Consider the following 19063-nt stretch of genomic DNA (forward strand, 5'->3'; position numbering starts at 1 on the left):
CTACTGTTGCGGCAGGTGTTTGTTAACCGTTGCCCTGGTCGTCAATGAAGCCGCGCAGGTGGTCGGAGCGGGAAGGGTGGCGCAGTTTGCGCAGGGCCTTGGCTTCGATCTGGCGGATTCGTTCGCGGGTGACGTCGAACTGCTTGCCCACTTCTTCCAGGGTGTGGTCGGTGTTCATTTCGATACCGAACCGCATGCGCAGTACCTTGGATTCCCTGGCAGTCAGACCAGAGAGCACGGAGCGTGTGGCTTCGCGCAGGCCTTCGGCGGTAGCGGAATCGACCGGTGACAGAGCCTGGATATCCTCGATGAAATCGCCCAGGTGACTGTCTTCGTCGTCGCCAATAGGGGTTTCCATGGAGATCGGCTCTTTGGCGATCTTCAGTACCTTGCGGATTTTGTCTTCCGGCATTTCCATGCGCTCGCCCAGTTCTTCAGGGGTGGGCTCGCGGCCCATTTCCTGAAGCATCTGACGGGAGATGCGGTTGAGCTTGTTGATGGTCTCGATCATGTGCACCGGGATACGGATGGTCCGGGCCTGGTCCGCGATGGAGCGGGTGATGGCCTGACGAATCCACCAGGTGGCGTAGGTCGAGAACTTGTAACCACGGCGATATTCGAACTTGTCGACGGCCTTCATCAGGCCGATGTTGCCTTCCTGTATCAGGTCCAGGAACTGCAGGCCGCGGTTGGTGTACTTCTTGGCGATGGAGATAACCAGGCGCAGGTTAGCTTCCACCATTTCTTTCTTGGCGCGACGGGCCTTGGCTTCGCCGATGGACACGCGACGGTTGATCTCTTTGATGTCGACAACGTCCAGATCCACTTCGGTCTGGATGTTCTGGATGCGCTTCTGCAGGCGGACCACTTCGTCAATGCGTTCGGCGATCAGTGGGGCGTAGGCTTTCTTGCTCTTGGTGAGCTTTTCCGCCCATTCCAGATTCACTTCGTTGCCCGGGAAGGCCTTGATGAAATCCTTGCGCGGCATCTTGCACTCGCGAACGCAGATTTTCATGATCGCGCGTTCGTTCTCGCGAACCAAATCGTTGGTTGAGCGAACCACTTTGACCAGCTCGTCAAACGCTTTATTACCCAGCTTGAAGGGCGCGAATACCTGGCCGAGCTCGTTCAGAGCTTCCTGGGTTTTCTTGTGGCCACGGCCGTGTTTTTCCAGCGCTGCGTCGGCGGCTGCACGCTTTTCTTTCAGCAGCTCGAAGCGCAGGCGGGTTTCTTCCGGATCCGGACCGCTCTCGGTTTCTTCTTCGCTGTCGTCGTCATCGTCGCCATCGGACGAGTCGTCTGAGTTATTGGAAGCATCATTGGAGGTATCTTCCTCCATGAAGGGCTCTGCTCCGTCCGGGTCGAGGAAACCGGTGACGATGTCGCTGATGCGGCCTTCGTTCTCGATGATCCGGTCGTAGGCCTGGATAACGGTGCCGGTGATGCCGGGGAAGTGGGCAACCGCAGCCATCACGTCGCGGATGCCTTCTTCGATGCGCTTGGCAATGACGATTTCGCCTTCGCGGGTCAGCAGCTCTACCGTGCCCATTTCACGCATGTACATGCGAACCGGGTCGGTGGTGCGGCCAGCATCGGATTCGACAGCGGCGAGGGCGGCAGCGGCTTCGGCGGCTGCGGCTTCATCGGCGGTGGAATCGCCGTCGGTCATCAGCAGTGTGTCGGCGTCTGGCGCTACCTCTGCAACCTGGATGCCCATGTCGTTGATCATGCGAATGATGTCTTCGACCTGATCCGGGTCTGCAATGTCTTCCGGGAGGTGGTCATTTACCTCGGCGTAAGTCAGGTAACCTTGTTCCTTGCCTCGTGCAATGAGGTCTTTGAGACGTGATTTTTGCGAATTGCCTGACATAGACACCTGTGAACTCGCTTATAGAAGGAAAAAAGTTAAACAGCCATTATAGCTGTCGCCCAGTTGCTCTGCCACCGGATGGTTAGATGGTGATCAACTTTTAAGTTTCAAGTGCGGTACGGTTTTACCCCTACTGCCTCAATCGTTCTGCCCGCTCAGTGCTTTCAGTTCCCGGCGCTCTTCTTCGCTCAGATCTGACAGATTCCGTTTTTCTGACAGCAGCGCTGCCAGTCTCTGTTTGCGGGCCACTTCCTGATTGGGATTGAGTAGTTCCCGGGCACCGGCCAGGGTCTGTTCTCTGGCGGGTACGTGCTCAATACCGTCAAACAGCCCGTAAAAACGGGTTCTGGCGCCAGTGTCTGTCGCCAGGCGCCCGACCAGCGCTTTGCGGTCGGTTACGCCCTGTTCAAGAATCCATGCTGCAAACTGCCCGGCCTGCCGGTATTCCCGGCTGCTGCTGCACAGCTCATCGATTTCCCGCGCCATGTCTGGCGCTTCCAGCAATGCCAGGCAAAGCTGCGTGTCCTTGCTCAGCCGGACATCAATCCGTTCTTCCTGGGTGCGTTGTTCGCCCCATTTACCACTGCCTTTGCCGCCCCACTGGCGCTGGCTCTGCCAGGTACTCTGGTTGCGGCACAATCGCAGCATTTCGTGCCACATCGCGTCCCGCAAAGTACTGCGGGGCATTTTTTTCAGCAGTGGCTCTACCCGGGCCTTCAGTTCGCCCCGATCTTCCGGCAGTGCCAGGTCCAGCCCTTCGCTCTGCCGGTTAAACAGGTAACGCGAAAGCGGCGTCGCGCTGTCGATGCGTTCCTTGAATGCATCCGGGCCCTCCTGTCGCACCAGGGTGTCCGGGTCTTCGCCGTCTGGCAGCATCAGGAACTGCAGATGCATGCCGTCGGCCAGCAGTTCCAGCGCATTGTCGAGGGCGCGGTCGGCGGCCCTGAAACCTGCCGAATCACCGTCAAAACAGAAAATTATATGCCGCGCCTGCTTGAGCAGCGCGGACAGACTGTCCTGATTGGTGGCTGTGCCCAGGGTGGCAACGGCAAAATGAATGCCGTTTTGCGCCAGCGCAATCACGTCCATGTAGCCTTCAACCACCAGCAGGCGGTCCACCTGTTTCAGTGCCTGCTTGGCTTCATAAAGGCCGTAGATTTCCCGGCTTTTATGGAATACATCCGACTCCGGTGAGTTGATGTATTTTGCCTTGTCGTCCCCCAGGGTCCGGCCGCCAAAGGCAATGGTGCGGCCCCGGCTGTTGCGGATGGGAAACATTACCCGGTTCCGGAACAGATCCCTTGGGCGCCCGTATCGGTCAGACACGGTGCCGGTCTCGATCAGTGGGCCCTGAATATCTTTGCCGGCGCTGTCATAAAGCGCCGTGCCGGTGCCCGGTGCAAACCCCAGCTTGTACTGGTTGATGATGTCCTGATCCAGCCCACGCTGTTGCAGGTAATCCCTGGCAAACTCTCCCTGCTGGCCCTTGAGAGCCCCGTGATAGAAGTTGCTGGCGTAATCCAGCGCATCCGTCAGGGTTTTCGCCTGTTTCATTTCCTGCTTGGCGTTTTCATCGTAGGGCACTTCCAGCCCTGCACGCCTGGCCAGTTCTTCTACCGCGTCCGTAAACCCCAGGCCGTCAAACTCACGAACGAAGCTGATGGCATCGCCATGGGCGCCGCAGCCGAAGCAGTGATAAAAGCCTTTATCGGGCCTGACATTGAATGACGGCGTTTTCTCGTCATGGAAGGGGCAGCGGGCCTTGTAGTTGCCACCGGCCTTTTTCAGAGTGACCCTGGACCCGATCAGCTCGGCCAGATCAATCCGTTGCAGCAGGTCTTCCACAAAGCGTTGCGGGATCAGTCCACTCATGTTGTCTCCGGGGCCTTGTTCAAGGCCGGTCCTGCGAGTACAGCCAAAAATGCCGCCGAAGCCAGGCCTCGGCGGCATTTAAGTTGCCCATCACACGGCAACGCCGGTAACGGCAGTTACTTGCAGAGCAGCGTCCGGTATAGCTTAGTACAGACGCTCGAACTTACGCTGTTCACGCTGAAGCTTCTTGAGATGACGCTTAACAGCAGCAGCGGCCTTGCGCTTGCGCACGGCTGTCGGCTTCTCATAGTGCTCGCGACGACGAACTTCTGAAAGTACGCCTGCTTTTTCGCAAGAGCGCTTGAAGCGACGAAGGGCTACGTCAAATGGTTCATTCTCTTTCACTTTGACAGCTGGCATTCGGAAATCACCTACCTGATTGATTCGATTTCGGTTTTGATCGGTCAGTTGGCTAAAACATGACCAGTGCTCAATTAAGGGCGGCAATGATAGCGCTAGCAGGCGGGTAAGGTCAATGTTTGTTCCATGAAACTGACGGGCGGTTTCGACTTTCTGTTAAAATGCCGACTTCGATAAATCCCGCTCGGCGAGTTGGCCTTTTTATGCTCATTCTCGGTATTGAAACTTCCTGTGATGAAACCGGCGTTGCCCTGTACGACAGCGAAAAGGGCCTGTTGGCCCACGCCCTGTTCAGCCAGATTGATATGCACGCGGATTACGGCGGCGTGGTGCCGGAACTGGCGTCCCGCGATCACGTTCGCAAGCTGCTGCCGCTGTGTGATCAGGTGCTGGCGGACGCCGGCAAAACCCGCAGCCAGATTGAGGGCATTGCCTACACCGCCGGTCCGGGGCTGATCGGCGCCCTGATGGTCGGCGGCGCGGTGGCGCATTCGCTGGCTTTCGCTCTGGGCGTGCCGGTGCTCGGCGTTCATCATATGGAAGGCCACCTGCTGGCACCCATGCTGGAGCCGGAACCGCCCGCCTTTCCATTCGTCGCATTGCTGGTGTCCGGTGGTCATACCCAGCTGGTGCTGGTTAAAGGCATTGGGGAATATGAAATGCTGGGTGAATCCGTGGATGATGCCGCCGGAGAGGCTTTTGACAAAACCGCAAAAATGCTTGGCCTGGATTACCCCGGTGGGCCCCGGGTAGCAGCTCTGGCGGAGAAAGGAACCCCCGGTCGCTACAAGTTTCCGCGCCCGATGACGGATCGGCCCGGGCTGGATTTCAGTTTCAGTGGATTGAAGACGTTTACCCTGAACACGGTTACGGCTGCCGAAAAGGCGGGCGAGCTCGATGACCAGACCCGTGCGGATATTGCTCTGGCGTTTGAAGCAGCGGTAGTGGATACCCTGGTCATCAAATGCCGTCGGGCCCTGGAGCAGACCCACAGCAAGCGCCTGGTGATTGCCGGCGGTGTCAGCGCCAACAAGCGGCTGCGGGCTGGACTGGAAGCCATGACCGACAGGAAACAGGCAAAAGTGTTTTATGCCAGGCCGGAATTCTGTACCGATAACGGTGCCATGATTGCCTACGCCGGTTGTCAGCGTTTGCTGGCCGGCCAGCAGGATGGTGACCGGATTGTGTCGGTGCCCCGATGGCCGATGAACACCCTGCCGCCGGTGTCAGAAGTTCGTTCCAACGGTCTGGTCGACTAGAAGCCCGGCTCCCGGCCCTGGGCCATGCGGATCAGGTTGTTGCGGTGCCGGACCACAATCAGCAGGGCCAGTAGCCCGAACAGGGGCAGGGTGTCCGGTTCCAGAAAGGCGCTCAGCAGTGGCCCGCTCACAATAGCCACAATGGACGCCAGCGCCGAAATGCGCCAGCGCCACATCACTATTGCCCAGATGGCGCAAAGCAGCAACGTGGTCAGTGGTGCCAGTGCCAGCCCGGCTCCCAGAGCCGTGGCCACGCCTTTCCCGCCTTTGAAGCGATAGAACACCGGGATCATATGCCCGGTCACTGCACAGAGTGCCACCATGGCCTGGGCGAAAATGGACAGGTCGGCCAGGCTGGCCAGCCACACCGGAAAACCGCCTTTTGCCGCATCCAGAGCCAGCGTCAGCAGGGCCGGTACCCAACCGCCGGTGCGGTATACGTTGGTTGCTCCCGGGTTGCCAGAGCCCTGCGCCCTGGGGTCCGGCAGGTGCCAGGCCCGGCACACTGGTAGTGCAAATAGGACCGACCCGGCCAGGTAAGCCAGGAGGCAAAGAAGTACAGTCAGCACCGGATCGCTGATATAGGTCATGGTGGCAAAGACGTATCAGGGTGGTTTGTGAGAAAATGCGGCGCCCGGGCAGGTGTCGCAAGTATGAATTCAGAGTATCCCGTGCCTGTACGTTATTCAATCAGTCTAGAGTCGAAGCCCGCTGAGACCGTGTCAGTGGCAGGAGCATACCCGTGACAGATAGCGTGATGATCGAAGGACTTGCCGTTGAAACCGTCATCGGAGTGTATGACTGGGAACGGGAAGTCAGCCAGTGCCTGTTGATTGATCTGGAAATGGCCTGGGATAACCGGGTGCCGGCTGGCTCTGACGATGTCGCGGATGCCCTGGACTACGCAGCGGTCAGCGAAAGCATTACCCGCTACCTGTCAGAAACCCAGCCGCAGCTTCTGGAAACGGCGGCCGAAGGTGTATCCGACCTGTTGCAGAAAAAGTTCGGAGTGCGCTGGCTGCGCCTGGTGATTCGCAAGCCCGGGGCTGTTCCATCGGCCAGGTCGGTGGGTGTTTCAATTGAGCGGGGTGTTCGTTGATGGCCAGGGTTCATATCAGTATCGGTAGCAACATCGAACGCGAGAAAAGCGTGCGCGCGGCCCTGGATGCGCTTCATGGCTGGTTTGGCGAACTGACACTGTCCCCGGTCTACGAAAGTGAAGCCGTGGGCTTTGACGGTGAGCCTTTTCTGAATCTGGTGGTGGGCGTGGATACCACGCTGACAGTGCAGGAGCTTTCTCTGCGGTTCAAACAGCTGGAGGCGGATAACGGCCGTCGTCGGGATGTGCCGAAATTCAGCGGGCGGACCCTGGACCTGGATATCCTGACCTACGATGACCATGTGGGGCAGGTAGACGGCGTTGAGCTGCCGCGGGGCGAGATTCTGAAGAATGCCTTTGTACTGAAGCCGCTGGCCGACATTGCACCGGACGAGCGTCATCCGGTCTGCGGCATCACCTATTCCGGGCTCTGGCAATCCTACAACCGGGATCAGAAGTTATGGCCAATCGATTTTACCTGGCAGAACAGGCTGATCTCCCGGGCGTTTTAAAGGCCGGTTTCTGACTGATTGCGGAACAGCCGGATCAGGTTGTCTGTGGAGCTGTCGCTGGCGCCGGTTGCTTCGCCGGTTTCGCCCGTCAGGCGGTCCAGAATGCCTTTGCCCAGCTGTTTTCCCAGTTCTACGCCCCACTGATCGAACGAATCCACGTCCCAGATGATGCCCTGGACAAAGGTGCGGTGCTCGTACAGGGCAATCAGCGCCCCCACGGTCTCCGGTGTCGCCTTGTCCATCAGCAGGGTATTACTGGGTTTGTTGCCGGGTATGACTTTGTGCGGAGCCAAGAATTCTACATCCGCCGCGGAAAGACCTTCTTTTTGCAATTCTTCTGTGGCTTCCTGCAGGGTTTTTCCGGCCATCAGTGCCCGGGACTGGCTCAGGCAGTTGGCAAACAGCGTAGCGTGGTGGCTGGCGACCGGGTTATGGCTTTTCAGGGGAATAATGAAATCTGCTGGAATCAGCCTCGTGCCCTGGTGCAAAAGCTGGTGGAAGGCATGCTGGCCGTTGGCGCCAACGCCGCCCCAGATAACCGGCCCGCTGTGATAGGTCAGCGGTTCGCCCTGCTGGGTTACCCGCTTACCGTTGCTTTCCATGTCCAGTTGCTGAAGGTGAGCCGGCAGACTGCGCAGGTAGTGATCGTAGGGCAGGATTGCGTGGGTTTCCGCGCCCCAGAAATTGCTGTACCAGATGCCCAGCATGGCCATGACAACCGGCAGGTTCTGCTCCAGGGGGGTGTTGCGGAAGTGGTTGTCCATTTCATGGGCGCCCTGGAGCAGGGCCCGGAAGTTCGCCATGCCGATGGTCAGGGCGACGGGCAGGCCAATGGCTGACCAGAGTGAATAGCGCCCGCCAACCCAGCCCCACATCGGGAAGATATTGTCTTCCGCCATGCCAAAGCTGATGGCTTCGGGGGTATTGGCAGTCACTGCCACAAAGTGTTTTTCTATGTCCGCGTGCGCACCGCCGTTGTCCAGAAACCAGTCCCGGGCGATCTTGCTGTTCTCCAGGGTTTCCTGGGTTCCGAAGGATTTGGACTGGATCAGGAACAGAGTGGTTTCCGGATTGACCCGCCTGAGCACCTCGGCAATGTGGGTGCCGTCGATGTTGGCCACGTAGTGTGGTTGAAGCTGCTCATGCCAGTAGGGTTTGAGCGCTTCGGACACCAGTTTGGGGCCAAGAAAAGAGCCGCCAATACCGATGCTGACGACGTCGGTGAAGACTTTGCCGGTTCGCCCGGTGCGGCGCCTGTTCAGGATGTCCTGTACAAACGCTTCCATCCGGTCAAGCGTGTGTCTGACCTCGGGGGTAATGTCTTCCCCGCCCACAAGAACGGGTTCCCGGCCCGGATCGCGAAGCGCCACGTGAAGCGCGGGCCGCTTTTCGGTGATGTTGATGGCCTCGCCGCGGAACATGGCTTCAATGCGCTCCGGAACGCCGCAGGCGCGGGCCAGTGCCGTCAGCTTGCCAAACGTCTCATCGGTTGCCCGGTTACGTGAATAGTCCAGGGAAAGCCCGCCACCGGTGATGAAAAACCGGCTTGCCCGCTCCGGATCCTTCCGGAACAGCTCCCGCATCTGGGTGTTCTCCAGATCCTTCTGGTGACGGGCCAGTGCCTGCCATTGCTGGCGGCTGGTCAGTGAAGCTGATCCTTCAGGCATGCTGGATTTCCTTTTAACGGATGCTCGATTGAGCTATCGCGCAACCGAGAGGTTATCAATCAATCGGGTAGTGCCCAGAAACGCGGCGGCCAGAACGGTTATGTCGGCATCGTCAGGCGTTGCAGGTTTCAGGGTCACGCTATTGGCGATGTTGAAATAATCAGGGCGAAGGCCGGCATCGTTCAGGGCCTGGCTGGCTTCGGCTTCAATAGTCTTGAAGTCGGTCCGCCCCTGGCGGATTTTTTCAACGGCCGCCTGCAGTGTGCTGTAGATCACTGGCGCCTTGGCCCTCTCGGACTTTGACAGATAGCCATTGCGCGAACTTTTGGCCAGACCGTCTTTCTCCCGAATGGTCGGGGCACCAACGATTTCCACCGGTAGCATCAGGTCGCGGGTCAGCTTGCGGATGACCGCCAACTGCTGGAAATCCTTCTCGCCGAACACGGCAACGTCGGGCTGCACCATGTTGAACAGCATGGTGACCACCGTAGCCACACCTTCGAAATGCCCGGGTCGGCTTGCGCCGCAATGGCCTTCGCTGACTTCCGGAACCACTACCCGGGTCTGTCGGGCCAGGCCTTCGGGATAGATTTCACTGTTGGAAGGGGTGAACACCAGAGTGCTGCCCGCCTTGTCCAGAGCGTCCTGATCTTCCTGCAGGGTACGGGGATAGCTGTCCAGGTCTTCAGTTGCGCCAAACTGCATCGGGTTGACGAATATGCTGGTCACGACAATCTCAGCCGTCTCACTGGCGCGTCTGACCAGAGAAATATGTCCTTCGTGCAGGTTGCCCATGGTGGGTACCAGCGCAATGCGCTTCCCCTTCTGGCGATAGCCACGAAGCATGGTCCGGAGTTCTTTAAGCGTGTGTACGGTTCTCATGCTTTAAACGTATGCTCCTCGGCCGGGAAAGTGCGGTTGCGTACGGCGTTCACGTAGGCCTCGATGGCGCCCTGAACGGAGTCGGATTCTGCCAGGAAGTTTTTGACGAATCGGGGTTTACGGCCGGTGGTGATGCCAAGCATGTCGTGGACTACGAGAACCTGGCCATCGGTATCCGCGCCGGCGCCTATGCCGATAACCGGCGCCTGAACGGCCTGGGTGATGCGCGCGGCCAGGGGAGCCGGTACACATTCCAGAAGAATGACGTCTGCCCCGGCTGCCACCAGCTCGCAGGCGTGCTCAATCATCAGTTCGGCGTGTTTTTCGTCCCGGCCCTGAACCTTGTAGCCGCCAAACTTGTTGACGAATTGCGGTGTCAGACCCAGGTGGGCGCATACCGGCACGCCACGCTCGCTCAGGGCATGAATGGTGTCTTTCATCCAGGCGGTGCCTTCCAGCTTGACCATGTGGGCGCCCGCGCGCATCAGCTCTGCTGCATTCTCGAGGGCCGCGTCGACCGTGCCGTAAGTCATGAACGGCATATCGGCCATAATGAGCGAGCCCCGGTTGCCTTTCACCACTGACGAAACGTGATACACCATCTGATCCATGGTGACTGGCAGTGTGCTGTCGTGGCCCTGCAGAACCATGCCCAGAGAGTCGCCGATCAGAATCACGTCTACACCAGCTTCGCTGACGATCTGGGCGAAGGTAGAGTCGTAGGAGGTGAGCGCTGAAAACGCCTCGCCCTTCTGTTTATATTCGCGAAGGGTATTGATGGTAACGGCCATAAAATCCTTGCCTTGTCGGTGGATGGGCCTGTTAAGGGTAATCCGGGGGTGGGTCAGAGGCAATAGCTGGCGGGCCTCACTGCCCGCCCGGAGACTAACCCGTGAAGGGGTTTCTGGGAATCGGGTCCAGTTTCTGCAACTGATTGTCCGGGCAGAGTAGCCGCAGGTCGGCGATAAAGGTCCCATCGGGCAGCGCCAGTGACGGTTCCAGGTCGAGCAGCGGCTGAAGAACAAAATCCCGGTTGGGCAGTTCCGGGTGGGGGACGGTCAGCCGGGTGCCGGAAATGGCTTCGTTGCCATAGATCAGCAGGTCGAGGTCCAGAGTGCGCGGTCCCCAGTGTTGAACTCGTTCGCGACCATGAGCCTGTTCAATGGCCTGAAGATGGTCCAGCAGAGTCAGTGGGGCCAGACCCGTGCGCAGCCAGGCGGCGCCGTTAATGAAATCCGGTTGATCCTGAGGGCCTACGGGTCGGCTTCGGTAAAAAGGCGACTGCGCCACCAGTTCGGTTTCCGGCAAGCCGGCCAACGCGATCACTGCCTGCGCAAGCTGCACCGAGGGGTCCGCAAGATTGCTGCCCAGGCCGATAAACGCATCCACTGCTGCCACAAATCAGTCCTTCCTGGCGGCAGGCTTTTTACGGCGGCGTTTCTTGGGGGCAGCGCTGCCGAGTTCGGTCAGCATGCGTTCCTGGCCCTTTTCATCGAGTTCCTGGAACTCTGTCCACCACTGTCCCAGCCCCGGTTCAATTTCACCGGCGTCTTCGCGCACCAGCAGGAAGTCATAGGCAGCGCGGAATCTGGGGTGGGATAGCGTCACGAAAGAACGCTTGCCCTGCCGGCGTGGTAGTCGAACCTGCAGCTCCCAGATTTCCTTCATCGGCCCTGAGAAACGTTTCGGTATGGATGTCGCCTGTACCTGCTGGCCTATAACCCGGCCAATGGCCTGGTGCAGGGCGGGCAGCGGCGGCTCGCCGTTATCCTGCCGTTTACGCCAGTCAGCTTGCAGTGCCGGCCAGAGCATCGCGGCAAACAGAAAATAGGGTGTGACAGACTTGCCCTGGGCGATGCGCTTATCGGTGTTCTGCAGCGCCCGTCGGATCAGCTCGTCACTTTCGCCATTGGCGATGGCGGCGGCGGTTTCCGGAAACAGAGGTGCCAGCAGGTCATAGTCACTGAGCAGTTTATAGGTCGCTTCGCCGTAGCCGGCGGAAAACAGTTTGAGTACCTCCTCGAACAGCCTTGCCGGTGGGATATGGGTCAGCAGTGGTGCCAGTTTGCGGATGGGCTCCTCGGTTTCACGTTCAATGGTGAAGCCGAGCTTCGCTGCAAAGCGGATCGCCCGCAGCATCCGCACCGGGTCTTCACGGTAACGGGTCTCCGGGTCGCCAATCAGGCGCATCTGTCGGTTCTTGAGGTCCTTCATGCCATCGGCAAAATCGACCACAGTGAAGTCGCGGATGCAGTAATACAGGGCGTTAACGGTGAAATCCCTGCGCAGGGCGTCTTCTTCCATAGACCCGTAGACGTTGTCGCGAAGCAGCAGGCCGTGCTCGCTGGTGCGGCGATCGTCGTCATCTTCTTCGACGTCCGCATCGGCCGCATTACCACGGAAAGTGGTGACCTCGATCACCTCGCGCCCGAAGAGCACATGCACAATGCGGAAACGGCGGCCGATCAGGCGGGAGTTACGAAACAGCTCGTGCACCTGTTCTGGCGTTGCACTGGTGGCAATGTCGAAATCCTTCGGCTGTCCACCCAGAAGAATGTCGCGCACACCGCCGCCCACCAGATAGGCCTCGTACCCGGCGTTATTGAGGCGGCTGAGCACCTTTTTTGCCGGTTCGCTGATGGCCGAGCGGGACACGTTGTGCTGATCCCGCGGAATATCCCGCCGCTGATACGCCGCTGTTTGTTTGCCTGCCGTGCTTGAAAACAGGGAGGACATTCTGTCGATGATATTATTAAACATTGAATTCCGTTGAATGCGCTGAAGCAAAAGCGAGAGTTTACCGGTTTGGACAGGATTTGAACACGTTTGGAGGAGGAGGGAGATAATCAAAAGGCGGACCTGTTTTCACAAGCCCGCCCTCAAAGCGTTGACGATCTGCATTGTTGTTGTTTTTTGTCGGGATTTTTCTTGGTTTTTTTGCCCCATCGCTGTCCCCAAGTTGGAGACGATACTACGCAAACGGAAAGCTTTGAATACACAGAGTGGACAGAGGCTTGGAGCGGGTCATTCAGGTACATGCAGCGCCGTCTGGAAAACGATTCTTCTCTACATCTACAACTCGCTCGTGCCGGGGGACCACTAAAAAGCAAAGTACCCAAAACACTCAGTTCGCACACGTTCTGTTTTTGTTTTTGTTACTGAACGTCTTACTGCAGCTTTTTGTTCTTGTTTTGACGCTGCTTGATCATTGTTGTTTTTGTTTTAGTGCGCTCTAAAGAGTGCAGGGCGTGTGCCAGTTTTAGAAATGTGTTCATTAACAGCGAGTTAGTCTTTGGCAACCTTTGTAGGGGATTGCCCCTATGACAAAGGTGTTACTCATTCCGCAGTTTGCTGAAAGCAAGTGTTACCTTGAGGAACACCCGGTAACAAATGAGCAGCCGTTCACACTTTGGATGTGCGGGGGTTCCGAGTCTCACCACCGCCCGGTTCGTTAATTAGTTCGAGGAATTTTTCTTTCGGGGTATGCCCAGGCGCTGCCGACGTTCCCACAGTGATTTGCGGCTGATGCCAAGTTTCTGGGCCAGTTCCGTTTCGCTCATGCGGTCCTGGTTTTCCAGGACAAAATGCTGGAAATAGTCTTCCAGTGACAGGTCGCTGGACGTGTCAGTTTCCTGTGTCTGGGCCTGTTCATGATTGCCGTCCACCAGAGTCTCGGGAATTCTGACCTCGTCAACGCCGTCTTCCAGGTCCAGCAGTGCCGGTGTGATCAGGTCGTTGTCGCAGAGAATGGTGGCGCGCTCGATGGCGTTTTCCAGCTCGCGAACGTTACCGGGCCAACGGTGGCGTTCCAGCACTCGCATGGCCTCAGGGGTAAGATTAAGCGAAGGCTTGTTCATCTTGCTGCCCTGCCGGCGGAGAAAATTCTGGGCCAGGCCAAGAATGTCCGGCTGGCGTTCACGCAGGGGCGGAATGCGGATCTGCATGACGTTCAGGCGATAGTAAAGGTCCTCGCGAAATTCACCGGTGCGGGTCATGGCTTTCAGGTTGCGGTGGGTGGCGGCAATCATCCGCACGTCAACCTGGCGGCTCTGGGTTGAGCCCACCTTGCGGATCTCGCCTTCCTGAAGTACCCGCAGCAGGCGCGCCTGGGCCTCCGCTGGTAATTCTCCAATCTCGTCCAGAAACAGACTGCCGCCGTCGGCGGCTTCAATCAGTCCGGTGCGCGCCGATACCGCGCCGGTAAATGACCCTTTCTCATGGCCGAATAACTCGGATTCAATCAGGCTCTCGGGAATGGCAGCGCAGTTCACTGAGATCAGCGGGTTAGAAGCCCGTGGGCTCATCAGGTGAAGTGCTCTTGCGGCCAGTTCCTTACCCGTGCCGGATTCGCCCTGAATCAGTACTGTGGTCTCGGTTGGCGCCACTTTGCGGATCAGGGTAAACACTTTCTGCATGGCATCGCAGTTGCCGAACATCAGGCTGGCCGGGTCACTATCGGTCCGGGCCTGCTCTTCGGGTGTGACGGCGGTGTCCGCCGAGCGGGTGGTGTGGTTCTGCCGTGCCAGTATGGTTTCAACTGCTTCCAGCATTTCATCGTGATCAAACGGCTTGGCGATGTATTCAACGGCACCCATTTTCATGGAATCCACGGCCGAGCGCAGGCTGGCGTAGCTGGTCATGATCAGAACCGGGGTGTCCGGTGCCCGGCGGATAAGCTCAGTGCCCGGTGCGCCGGGCAGGCGAAGGTCCGAGATGATCAGGTCGAAGGTGTCGGGTTCGTGCCGTTCGGTCGCCTCTTCGACCGAGCCGGCGTCTTCAACGGTATAACCGGCATGGGTCAGAAGCTTGCGCAAGGCTGAACGAATGATCTCTTCATCTTCTACAATCAGGATTCGGGGCATAACCGTTCTATGACCTTTGGTTCTGGCTGGTGGAGGCTGCCGATTCCGGCTCGTAGGCCGGCAGCCTGATCCGCACGGCGGTGCCGCCACGGTCAGCGTGAAGTGGGCTGTCCACCTGAATGTTGCCGTAGTGCTCTTCTACGATGCTGTAGACCAGTGACAGTCCCAGGCCGGTTCCCTGGTTGGGCGCTTTGGTGGTGTAGAAGGGCTCGAAGATATGGTCCAGTTGCTGTGGCGGAATGCCGGACCCCTCGTCAGTGACCTCGATCATAGCGGAGTAGCCGTCATGCTTTCCACTGATTCGCACTTCGCCACCATCGGGCGAGGCATCCCGGGCGTTGGCCAACAGGTTAATGAAGACCTGAACCAGCCGCTGTTCGTCTCCCAGCACCATCAGCCCGTCCGGGCAGTCATTCAGGTACCGGATACCCAGGCCCTTGTCGCTGAGTGACAGCAGGTTGATGGATTCGTCCACGCAGCGGCGGATCAGCACCGGCTCGTAGCGGTTGGCGTGGGCGTGATTGCCGGTGCGGGCAAAGTTCATCAGCGACTGCAGGATGGTAGAGATCCGCCGGGTCTGCTGCTGGATCTGGTCTGCGGTGGACAGAATGTCCGGGTCTTCGGTTTCCAGTTTCAGGTTCTGGGCCAGAGACGAAATCCCGGTCACCGGGTTGCCGATCTCGTGGGCGACGCCCGCAGCCAATCGACCCACGGAAGCCAGTCGCTCACTGTGCATCAGCTCGTCTTCCAGCAGGCGGGTCTCGGTCTGGTCTTCCACCAGGATGATGCTGCCACCCTCGGGATGATCGGGCCCGGCCAGGGCGGCTTTGTGCAGGTTCAGCCAGTGAGGGCGCCCGCCAAGATCAAGCCGGTGCTTGTAACGGTGCAGGTCTTCCCCGGAATTAAAATCATCCAGCAGCAGATGCCAGTGCTCTGGCAGCGCCAGCAGCTTTGCCCCCACCACGTCGTCCGCGGTAATGCCGGTCAAATCCTCCATGGCGTTGTTCCACATCAGGATTTCGCCGTCGTCACCCATGGAGCACGCAGGAATCGGCAGATTGTGCAGGGTCTGGCGGTAGTGGCGGCGCAGATTGTCCAGTTCTCCCGCCAGGCCGGTCAGTCGGTTTTCGTAGTCGCCCAGTGCCCGTTCAACGTAACGGATGTCCTGCCCGGTGCCGCCACCGGCCATTGGCTTGAAGCCAAGGTTGCGCTTTACCAGGTCCCGGGCCACGGCCGGGCCAAGCAGGCCCGACAGGTTCGCTTCCACCCGGTCCCGCAGGCGACGCAGCTGGTAGGGTCGATATTCGACGCTGGGTAATTTCAGTTGTTGCAGCGCCCGGTCAATTTCACGCCTTGCCACGCCCATGCCCAGAGGCGCCGCAAGCTGCAGCACAAAATCTTCCGAGGACGAGGCCAGCAGTTCCCGGCGCTGTGGCCGTGAAAGCGCGCCAACAGAACAGGCTTCTGCGGCACTGGATTCTTCTCGGGAACTGGCGCTGAGCACCGATACCAGGGCAAAGAGCGAAATATTCACCGTCAGGCTGATGAAAATGAAGATATGCAGGTTGCTGCGGTCCGGCACCAGGGGCGCGTCCAGCAGAGCCAGAACATTGGCGGTGTGAGAGAAGGGTAACACCAGGGTCAGCGCCCATATGATCAGGCCAGCACAAAGGCCGGCGTTCAGGCCTCGGCGGTTGCCTTCGGGCCAGTAGATGACGCCCAGCGCGCCCGGCAACAACTGAAGCATGCCCGACAGCGAAATGATACCCAGTATGGACAGGTCCAGATGTTTGCCCAGAGTCTCGTGAAACAACAGGGCGGTGAGAATGGTGATGGCAATCAACAGGCGCTTCACCCAACGCAGCCATCGGTATATGTCGCCCTGGTCCCTGGGGGTGCGAAGCGGCAGAACCATGTGGTTGAGTACCATGCCGGCCAGGGCAAGCGTGCCCACAATCATCAGGCCGCTGGCGGCAGACAGGCCGGCAATATAAACCAGCAGGGTCAACGCCGGATTTTCAATAGCCTGGGATACCCCAATGGCGAAGAAGCTGGGGTCGGTGCTGGCGGACAGCGCCTGGCCACCCCAGAGAATCAGAGGTACCGGCAGGCCCAGCAGCAACAAATAGAGCGGCAGGCCCCAGCTCGCCTTTGCGAGGGCTTTGGGCGACGGGTTCTCACCAAAAGTCATATGGTACATATGGGGCAGCACCAGGGCGCCGGCAAAAGACATCAGCATCAGCGCCCGCCAGCTGCCATCGTCAATCCGCAGTGCCATGGCGGTTTCCGGGCGGGTCTGGTCGGCAAGCCAGTTTTCCAGGCCAGACATGCCGTCGAAGACACTGAACAGAATCACGCCGCCCAGGACCAGCAGGGACACCAGTTTGACCAGCGAATCGAAGGCGATGGCCACCACCAGCCCCTGATGGCTGTCGGAGCCCTGATCACGTCGGGCGCCGAAAAGCGTGGCAAACAACACCACAATCAGGCTGAAACACACGCTGATCAGAACCGGTGAGGTGTTGGGTGCCAGCAGGCTTGCGGAAGTTGTCACCGCTTTGATCTGCATGCTCAGCAGCGACAGGATTGCCGCGCCGGAACAGAGGGTGACCAGCGTGCCCGCCCACTGGCTGCGGTAACGGTAGGCAAAAAGGTCCGCCAGGGAGGTCAACTGATAGGCTCGGCCAATACGAAGAATCGGATTCAGCAGTACCGGTGCCAGCAGAAAAGCGCCACTGATGCCCAGATAGTAGGCCAGAAAACCATAGCCATACTCCGCCGCCGCGCCTACCGAGGCATAAACTGCCCAGATACCTGCATAGACGCCCAGGCTGAGGGTGTAGACAAGGGGATGGCGTACCCAGCTGCGCGGCAGCATGCCCCTTTCGGTGATCCAGGCGATGCCGAAAAGCAGCAGCAGGTAGAGGAAGCTGGCCGCAAGCAGGCCAGAGGCACTAAAACTCATTCGGGTCCCGCCGCCATTCCAGCCAGAAGCCCATGGCAATCAGCCCCGCCCAGATAACGTAAGGGCTGTACCAGGCATTTCCTGGTGAGGTCCACCAATCCAGAATATTTGGCGAAAAGATATAAATGGCCAGTACCAGAAGAAAGACCAGACGGTAGATATACATCGGAAAAGGTATCCCCACTGCCGTGTGAAGGTCAGTTTATAACACGGGGTTCAGCGGGATGTCAGGTGAATCCGTGCTGGCTTCCAGCGGTCGGCGGCGGTTTGCAGAATATTCGCCACGGAGTCGCGCGCGCTCAGGCCAGAAAGGTCCTGCGCCAAAGCGGCCAGTGCTTCCAGCAGATTGTCAGCAGCCAGGGTGTCGTCCAGAGCCGGCGCCAGGTTCTGCTTGCTCAGCTTCTGGCCCTGATCGTTCAGAATCACCGGGATATGGAGCCAGGCCGGAATGGTGCCGCCAAGTGCCCGGTATATCTGGCACTGCTGGGCAGTCATGTCCAGCAGGTCTGAACCGCGAACCACGTGGGTGATCTGCTGGTCGATGTCATCTGCCACCACAGCCAGTTGATAGGCATAGAAGCCCTCCTTGCGCCGGATGACCGGGTCATCGACTTCAGCGCACACCTGCTGGTGTTGAGGGCCGAGCAATTGGTCTTGCCAGACGCTGTGTTCGTCTTCCAGGGCAAATCGAACGGCAAAAGGTTGGTCGCCTACATCAATCGCAGTGTCACGGCATTTGTGGGGATGTCGGCCCCTGTTGGCCTGGAGCTCCTTGCGGGAGCAGATGCAACGGTAGGCGAATCCCTGCTTTATGAAGTGGTCAACGATGTGTTGGTAACGATCGTGACAGTGGGACTGGAACCGCACGGGTTCATCGGATTCAAGGCCGTGGGCGGTCAGGCTGGCCAGAATCTGTTCGGTGGCTTCCGGGGATTCCCGCAGAGGATCCAGATCCTCGATCCGCACCAGCCAGTTCCCGCCATGGGCGCGGGCTTCAAGGTAGCTGGCCAACGCGGTCACCAGGGAGCCGAAATGCAGGGGGCCAGTGGGCGAGGGGGCAAACCGCCCCCTGTATTTCCGGTCAGAGCTGTTCAAATGCCGACCGATCAGATGCCGGTCTGGCGCTCGCGGATCTCTGCGAGGGTTTTACAATCGATACAGAGCGTCGCCGTCGGGCGAGCTTCAAGCCGGCGAATACCGATTTCAACGCCGCACTGGTCGCAGAAACCGTAGTCGTCTTTGTCGATGCGGTCGATGGTCTGATCGATCTTCTTGATCAGCTTACGCTCACGGTCCCGGGTGCGCAGTTCCAGGCTGAACTCTTCTTCCTGGGTTGCGCGGTCGCTGGGATCGGCGTAATTTGCCGCATCTTCCTGCATGTGGTGCATGGTGCGGTCGACTTCTTCCATGAGTTCCTGCTTCCACTGCATCAGCAGGCCCTTGAAGTGCTCGAGCATTTCCGCACTCATGTAGTCTTCACCCTTCTTCATTTCGTAAGGGGTGAAGCTGGTAATGCGTTCGCGTGGTTGGTCAGCGGTCTTTGCCATTGAACCCGGCCTCTTGTTAGTACTTCACAAGAACGTTCTGCTTCCCACCGCACAAGCCCCGTGGCTAAGCGGTTTTACCCTGGATGAAGCGTTCGTCCTGAAACGGGAATTTGCGGAAAATAGCAGATTAGTCACGGGGGTGCCAGCCTTGTCGCAACGACTTTTGTA

17 protein-coding genes are annotated in these 19063 nt (G+C 58.7%); 3 read left to right on the forward strand and 14 right to left on the reverse strand.

Annotated features, from left to right (window positions below):
• Positions 1-22: 22 nt before the first annotated feature.
• The 3 genes from rpoD to rpsU form a co-directional block, all read right to left on the reverse strand.
• A complete protein-coding gene (gene rpoD, locus E5Q11_RS16055; RefSeq protein WP_135804464.1) occupies positions 23-1870 on the reverse strand; it encodes an RNA polymerase sigma factor RpoD in 1848 nt (615 codons plus the stop codon).
• Between the two features lie 138 nt (positions 1871-2008).
• A complete protein-coding gene (dnaG, locus tag E5Q11_RS16060; protein ID WP_135804465.1) occupies positions 2009-3742 on the reverse strand; it encodes a DNA primase in 1734 nt (577 codons plus the stop codon).
• 144 nt (positions 3743-3886) lie between these two features.
• The gene (rpsU, locus tag E5Q11_RS16065; RefSeq protein ID WP_007153483.1) at positions 3887-4102 is read right to left on the reverse strand and encodes a 30S ribosomal protein S21; all 216 of its coding nucleotides are present in this window, start codon (positions 4100-4102) and stop codon (positions 3887-3889) included.
• Positions 4103-4305: 203 nt separating this feature from the next.
• Here rpsU and tsaD point away from each other — a divergent pair, with 203 nt between their 5' ends.
• The gene (gene tsaD / locus E5Q11_RS16070; protein WP_135804466.1) at positions 4306-5361 is read left to right on the forward strand and encodes a tRNA (adenosine(37)-N6)-threonylcarbamoyltransferase complex transferase subunit TsaD; all 1056 of its coding nucleotides are present in this window, start codon (positions 4306-4308) and stop codon (positions 5359-5361) included.
• On the opposite strand, the gene plsY is transcribed toward tsaD, so the two are convergent.
• Positions 5358-5951 (reverse strand): glycerol-3-phosphate 1-O-acyltransferase PlsY, encoded by a 594-nt coding sequence (plsY, locus tag E5Q11_RS16075; RefSeq protein WP_135804467.1) that lies wholly within the window; start codon positions 5949-5951, stop codon positions 5358-5360. The genes tsaD and plsY overlap by 4 nt on opposite strands.
• A gap of 167 nt (positions 5952-6118) precedes the next feature.
• Between plsY and folB the strand changes: the two genes are divergently transcribed.
• Both folB and folK (E5Q11_RS16085) read left to right on the forward strand, forming a co-directional pair.
• The gene (gene folB, locus E5Q11_RS16080) at positions 6119-6460 is read left to right on the forward strand and encodes a dihydroneopterin aldolase (RefSeq protein WP_135804502.1); all 342 of its coding nucleotides are present in this window, start codon (positions 6119-6121) and stop codon (positions 6458-6460) included.
• Positions 6460-6972 carry a 2-amino-4-hydroxy-6-hydroxymethyldihydropteridine diphosphokinase gene (gene folK, locus E5Q11_RS16085; protein ID WP_135804468.1) on the forward strand — a complete coding sequence of 171 codons (513 nt, stop codon included), beginning with the start codon at positions 6460-6462 and terminating at the stop codon, positions 6970-6972. The genes folB and folK (E5Q11_RS16085) overlap by 1 nt, the downstream gene beginning before the upstream one ends.
• Here folK (E5Q11_RS16085) and pgi read toward each other — a convergent pair.
• The 10 genes from pgi to dksA form a co-directional block, all read right to left on the reverse strand.
• Positions 6969-8639, reverse strand: a complete 1671-nt coding sequence (gene pgi / locus E5Q11_RS16090) for a glucose-6-phosphate isomerase (protein ID WP_135804469.1) — start codon at positions 8637-8639, stop codon at positions 6969-6971. The two genes, folK (E5Q11_RS16085) and pgi, sit on opposite strands and share 4 nt — an antisense overlap.
• 33 nt (positions 8640-8672) lie before the next feature.
• A complete protein-coding gene (gene panC / locus E5Q11_RS16095; protein ID WP_135804470.1) occupies positions 8673-9521 on the reverse strand; it encodes a pantoate--beta-alanine ligase in 849 nt (282 codons plus the stop codon).
• Positions 9518-10312, reverse strand: coding sequence for a 3-methyl-2-oxobutanoate hydroxymethyltransferase (gene panB, locus E5Q11_RS16100; RefSeq protein WP_135804471.1), 795 nt, complete (start codon positions 10310-10312; stop codon positions 9518-9520). The genes panC and panB overlap by 4 nt, the downstream gene beginning before the upstream one ends.
• 94 nt (positions 10313-10406) lie before the next feature.
• Positions 10407-10919 carry a 2-amino-4-hydroxy-6-hydroxymethyldihydropteridine diphosphokinase gene (gene folK / locus E5Q11_RS16105; protein WP_135804472.1) on the reverse strand — a complete coding sequence of 171 codons (513 nt, stop codon included), beginning with the start codon at positions 10917-10919 and terminating at the stop codon, positions 10407-10409.
• 3 nt (positions 10920-10922) lie between these two features.
• On the reverse strand, positions 10923-12257 hold the full coding sequence (pcnB, locus tag E5Q11_RS16110; protein ID WP_225315068.1) for a polynucleotide adenylyltransferase PcnB: 1335 nt from the start codon (positions 12255-12257) through the stop codon (positions 10923-10925).
• 719 nt (positions 12258-12976) lie between these two features.
• Positions 12977-14383 (reverse strand): sigma-54-dependent transcriptional regulator, encoded by a 1407-nt coding sequence (locus E5Q11_RS16120; RefSeq protein ID WP_135804474.1) that lies wholly within the window; start codon positions 14381-14383, stop codon positions 12977-12979.
• A gap of 7 nt (positions 14384-14390) precedes the next feature.
• The gene (locus E5Q11_RS16125) at positions 14391-17348 is read right to left on the reverse strand and encodes an ATP-binding protein (RefSeq protein WP_135804475.1); all 2958 of its coding nucleotides are present in this window, start codon (positions 17346-17348) and stop codon (positions 14391-14393) included.
• Complete coding sequence (locus E5Q11_RS17800) at positions 17338-17514, reverse strand: hypothetical protein (RefSeq protein ID WP_168215676.1); 177 nt, start codon at positions 17512-17514, stop codon at positions 17338-17340. The genes E5Q11_RS16125 and E5Q11_RS17800 overlap by 11 nt, the downstream gene beginning before the upstream one ends.
• Positions 17515-17564: 50 nt before the next feature.
• On the reverse strand, positions 17565-18443 hold the full coding sequence (gene gluQRS, locus E5Q11_RS16130; protein WP_135804476.1) for a tRNA glutamyl-Q(34) synthetase GluQRS: 879 nt from the start codon (positions 18441-18443) through the stop codon (positions 17565-17567).
• Positions 18444-18454: 11 nt separating this feature from the next.
• On the reverse strand, positions 18455-18895 hold the full coding sequence (gene dksA, locus E5Q11_RS16135; protein ID WP_135804477.1) for an RNA polymerase-binding protein DksA: 441 nt from the start codon (positions 18893-18895) through the stop codon (positions 18455-18457).
• Between the last annotated feature and the right edge of the window lie 168 nt (positions 18896-19063).

The organism is Marinobacter confluentis (assembly GCF_004785685.1).
Taxonomy (GTDB): domain Bacteria; phylum Pseudomonadota; class Gammaproteobacteria; order Pseudomonadales; family Oleiphilaceae; genus Marinobacter; species Marinobacter confluentis.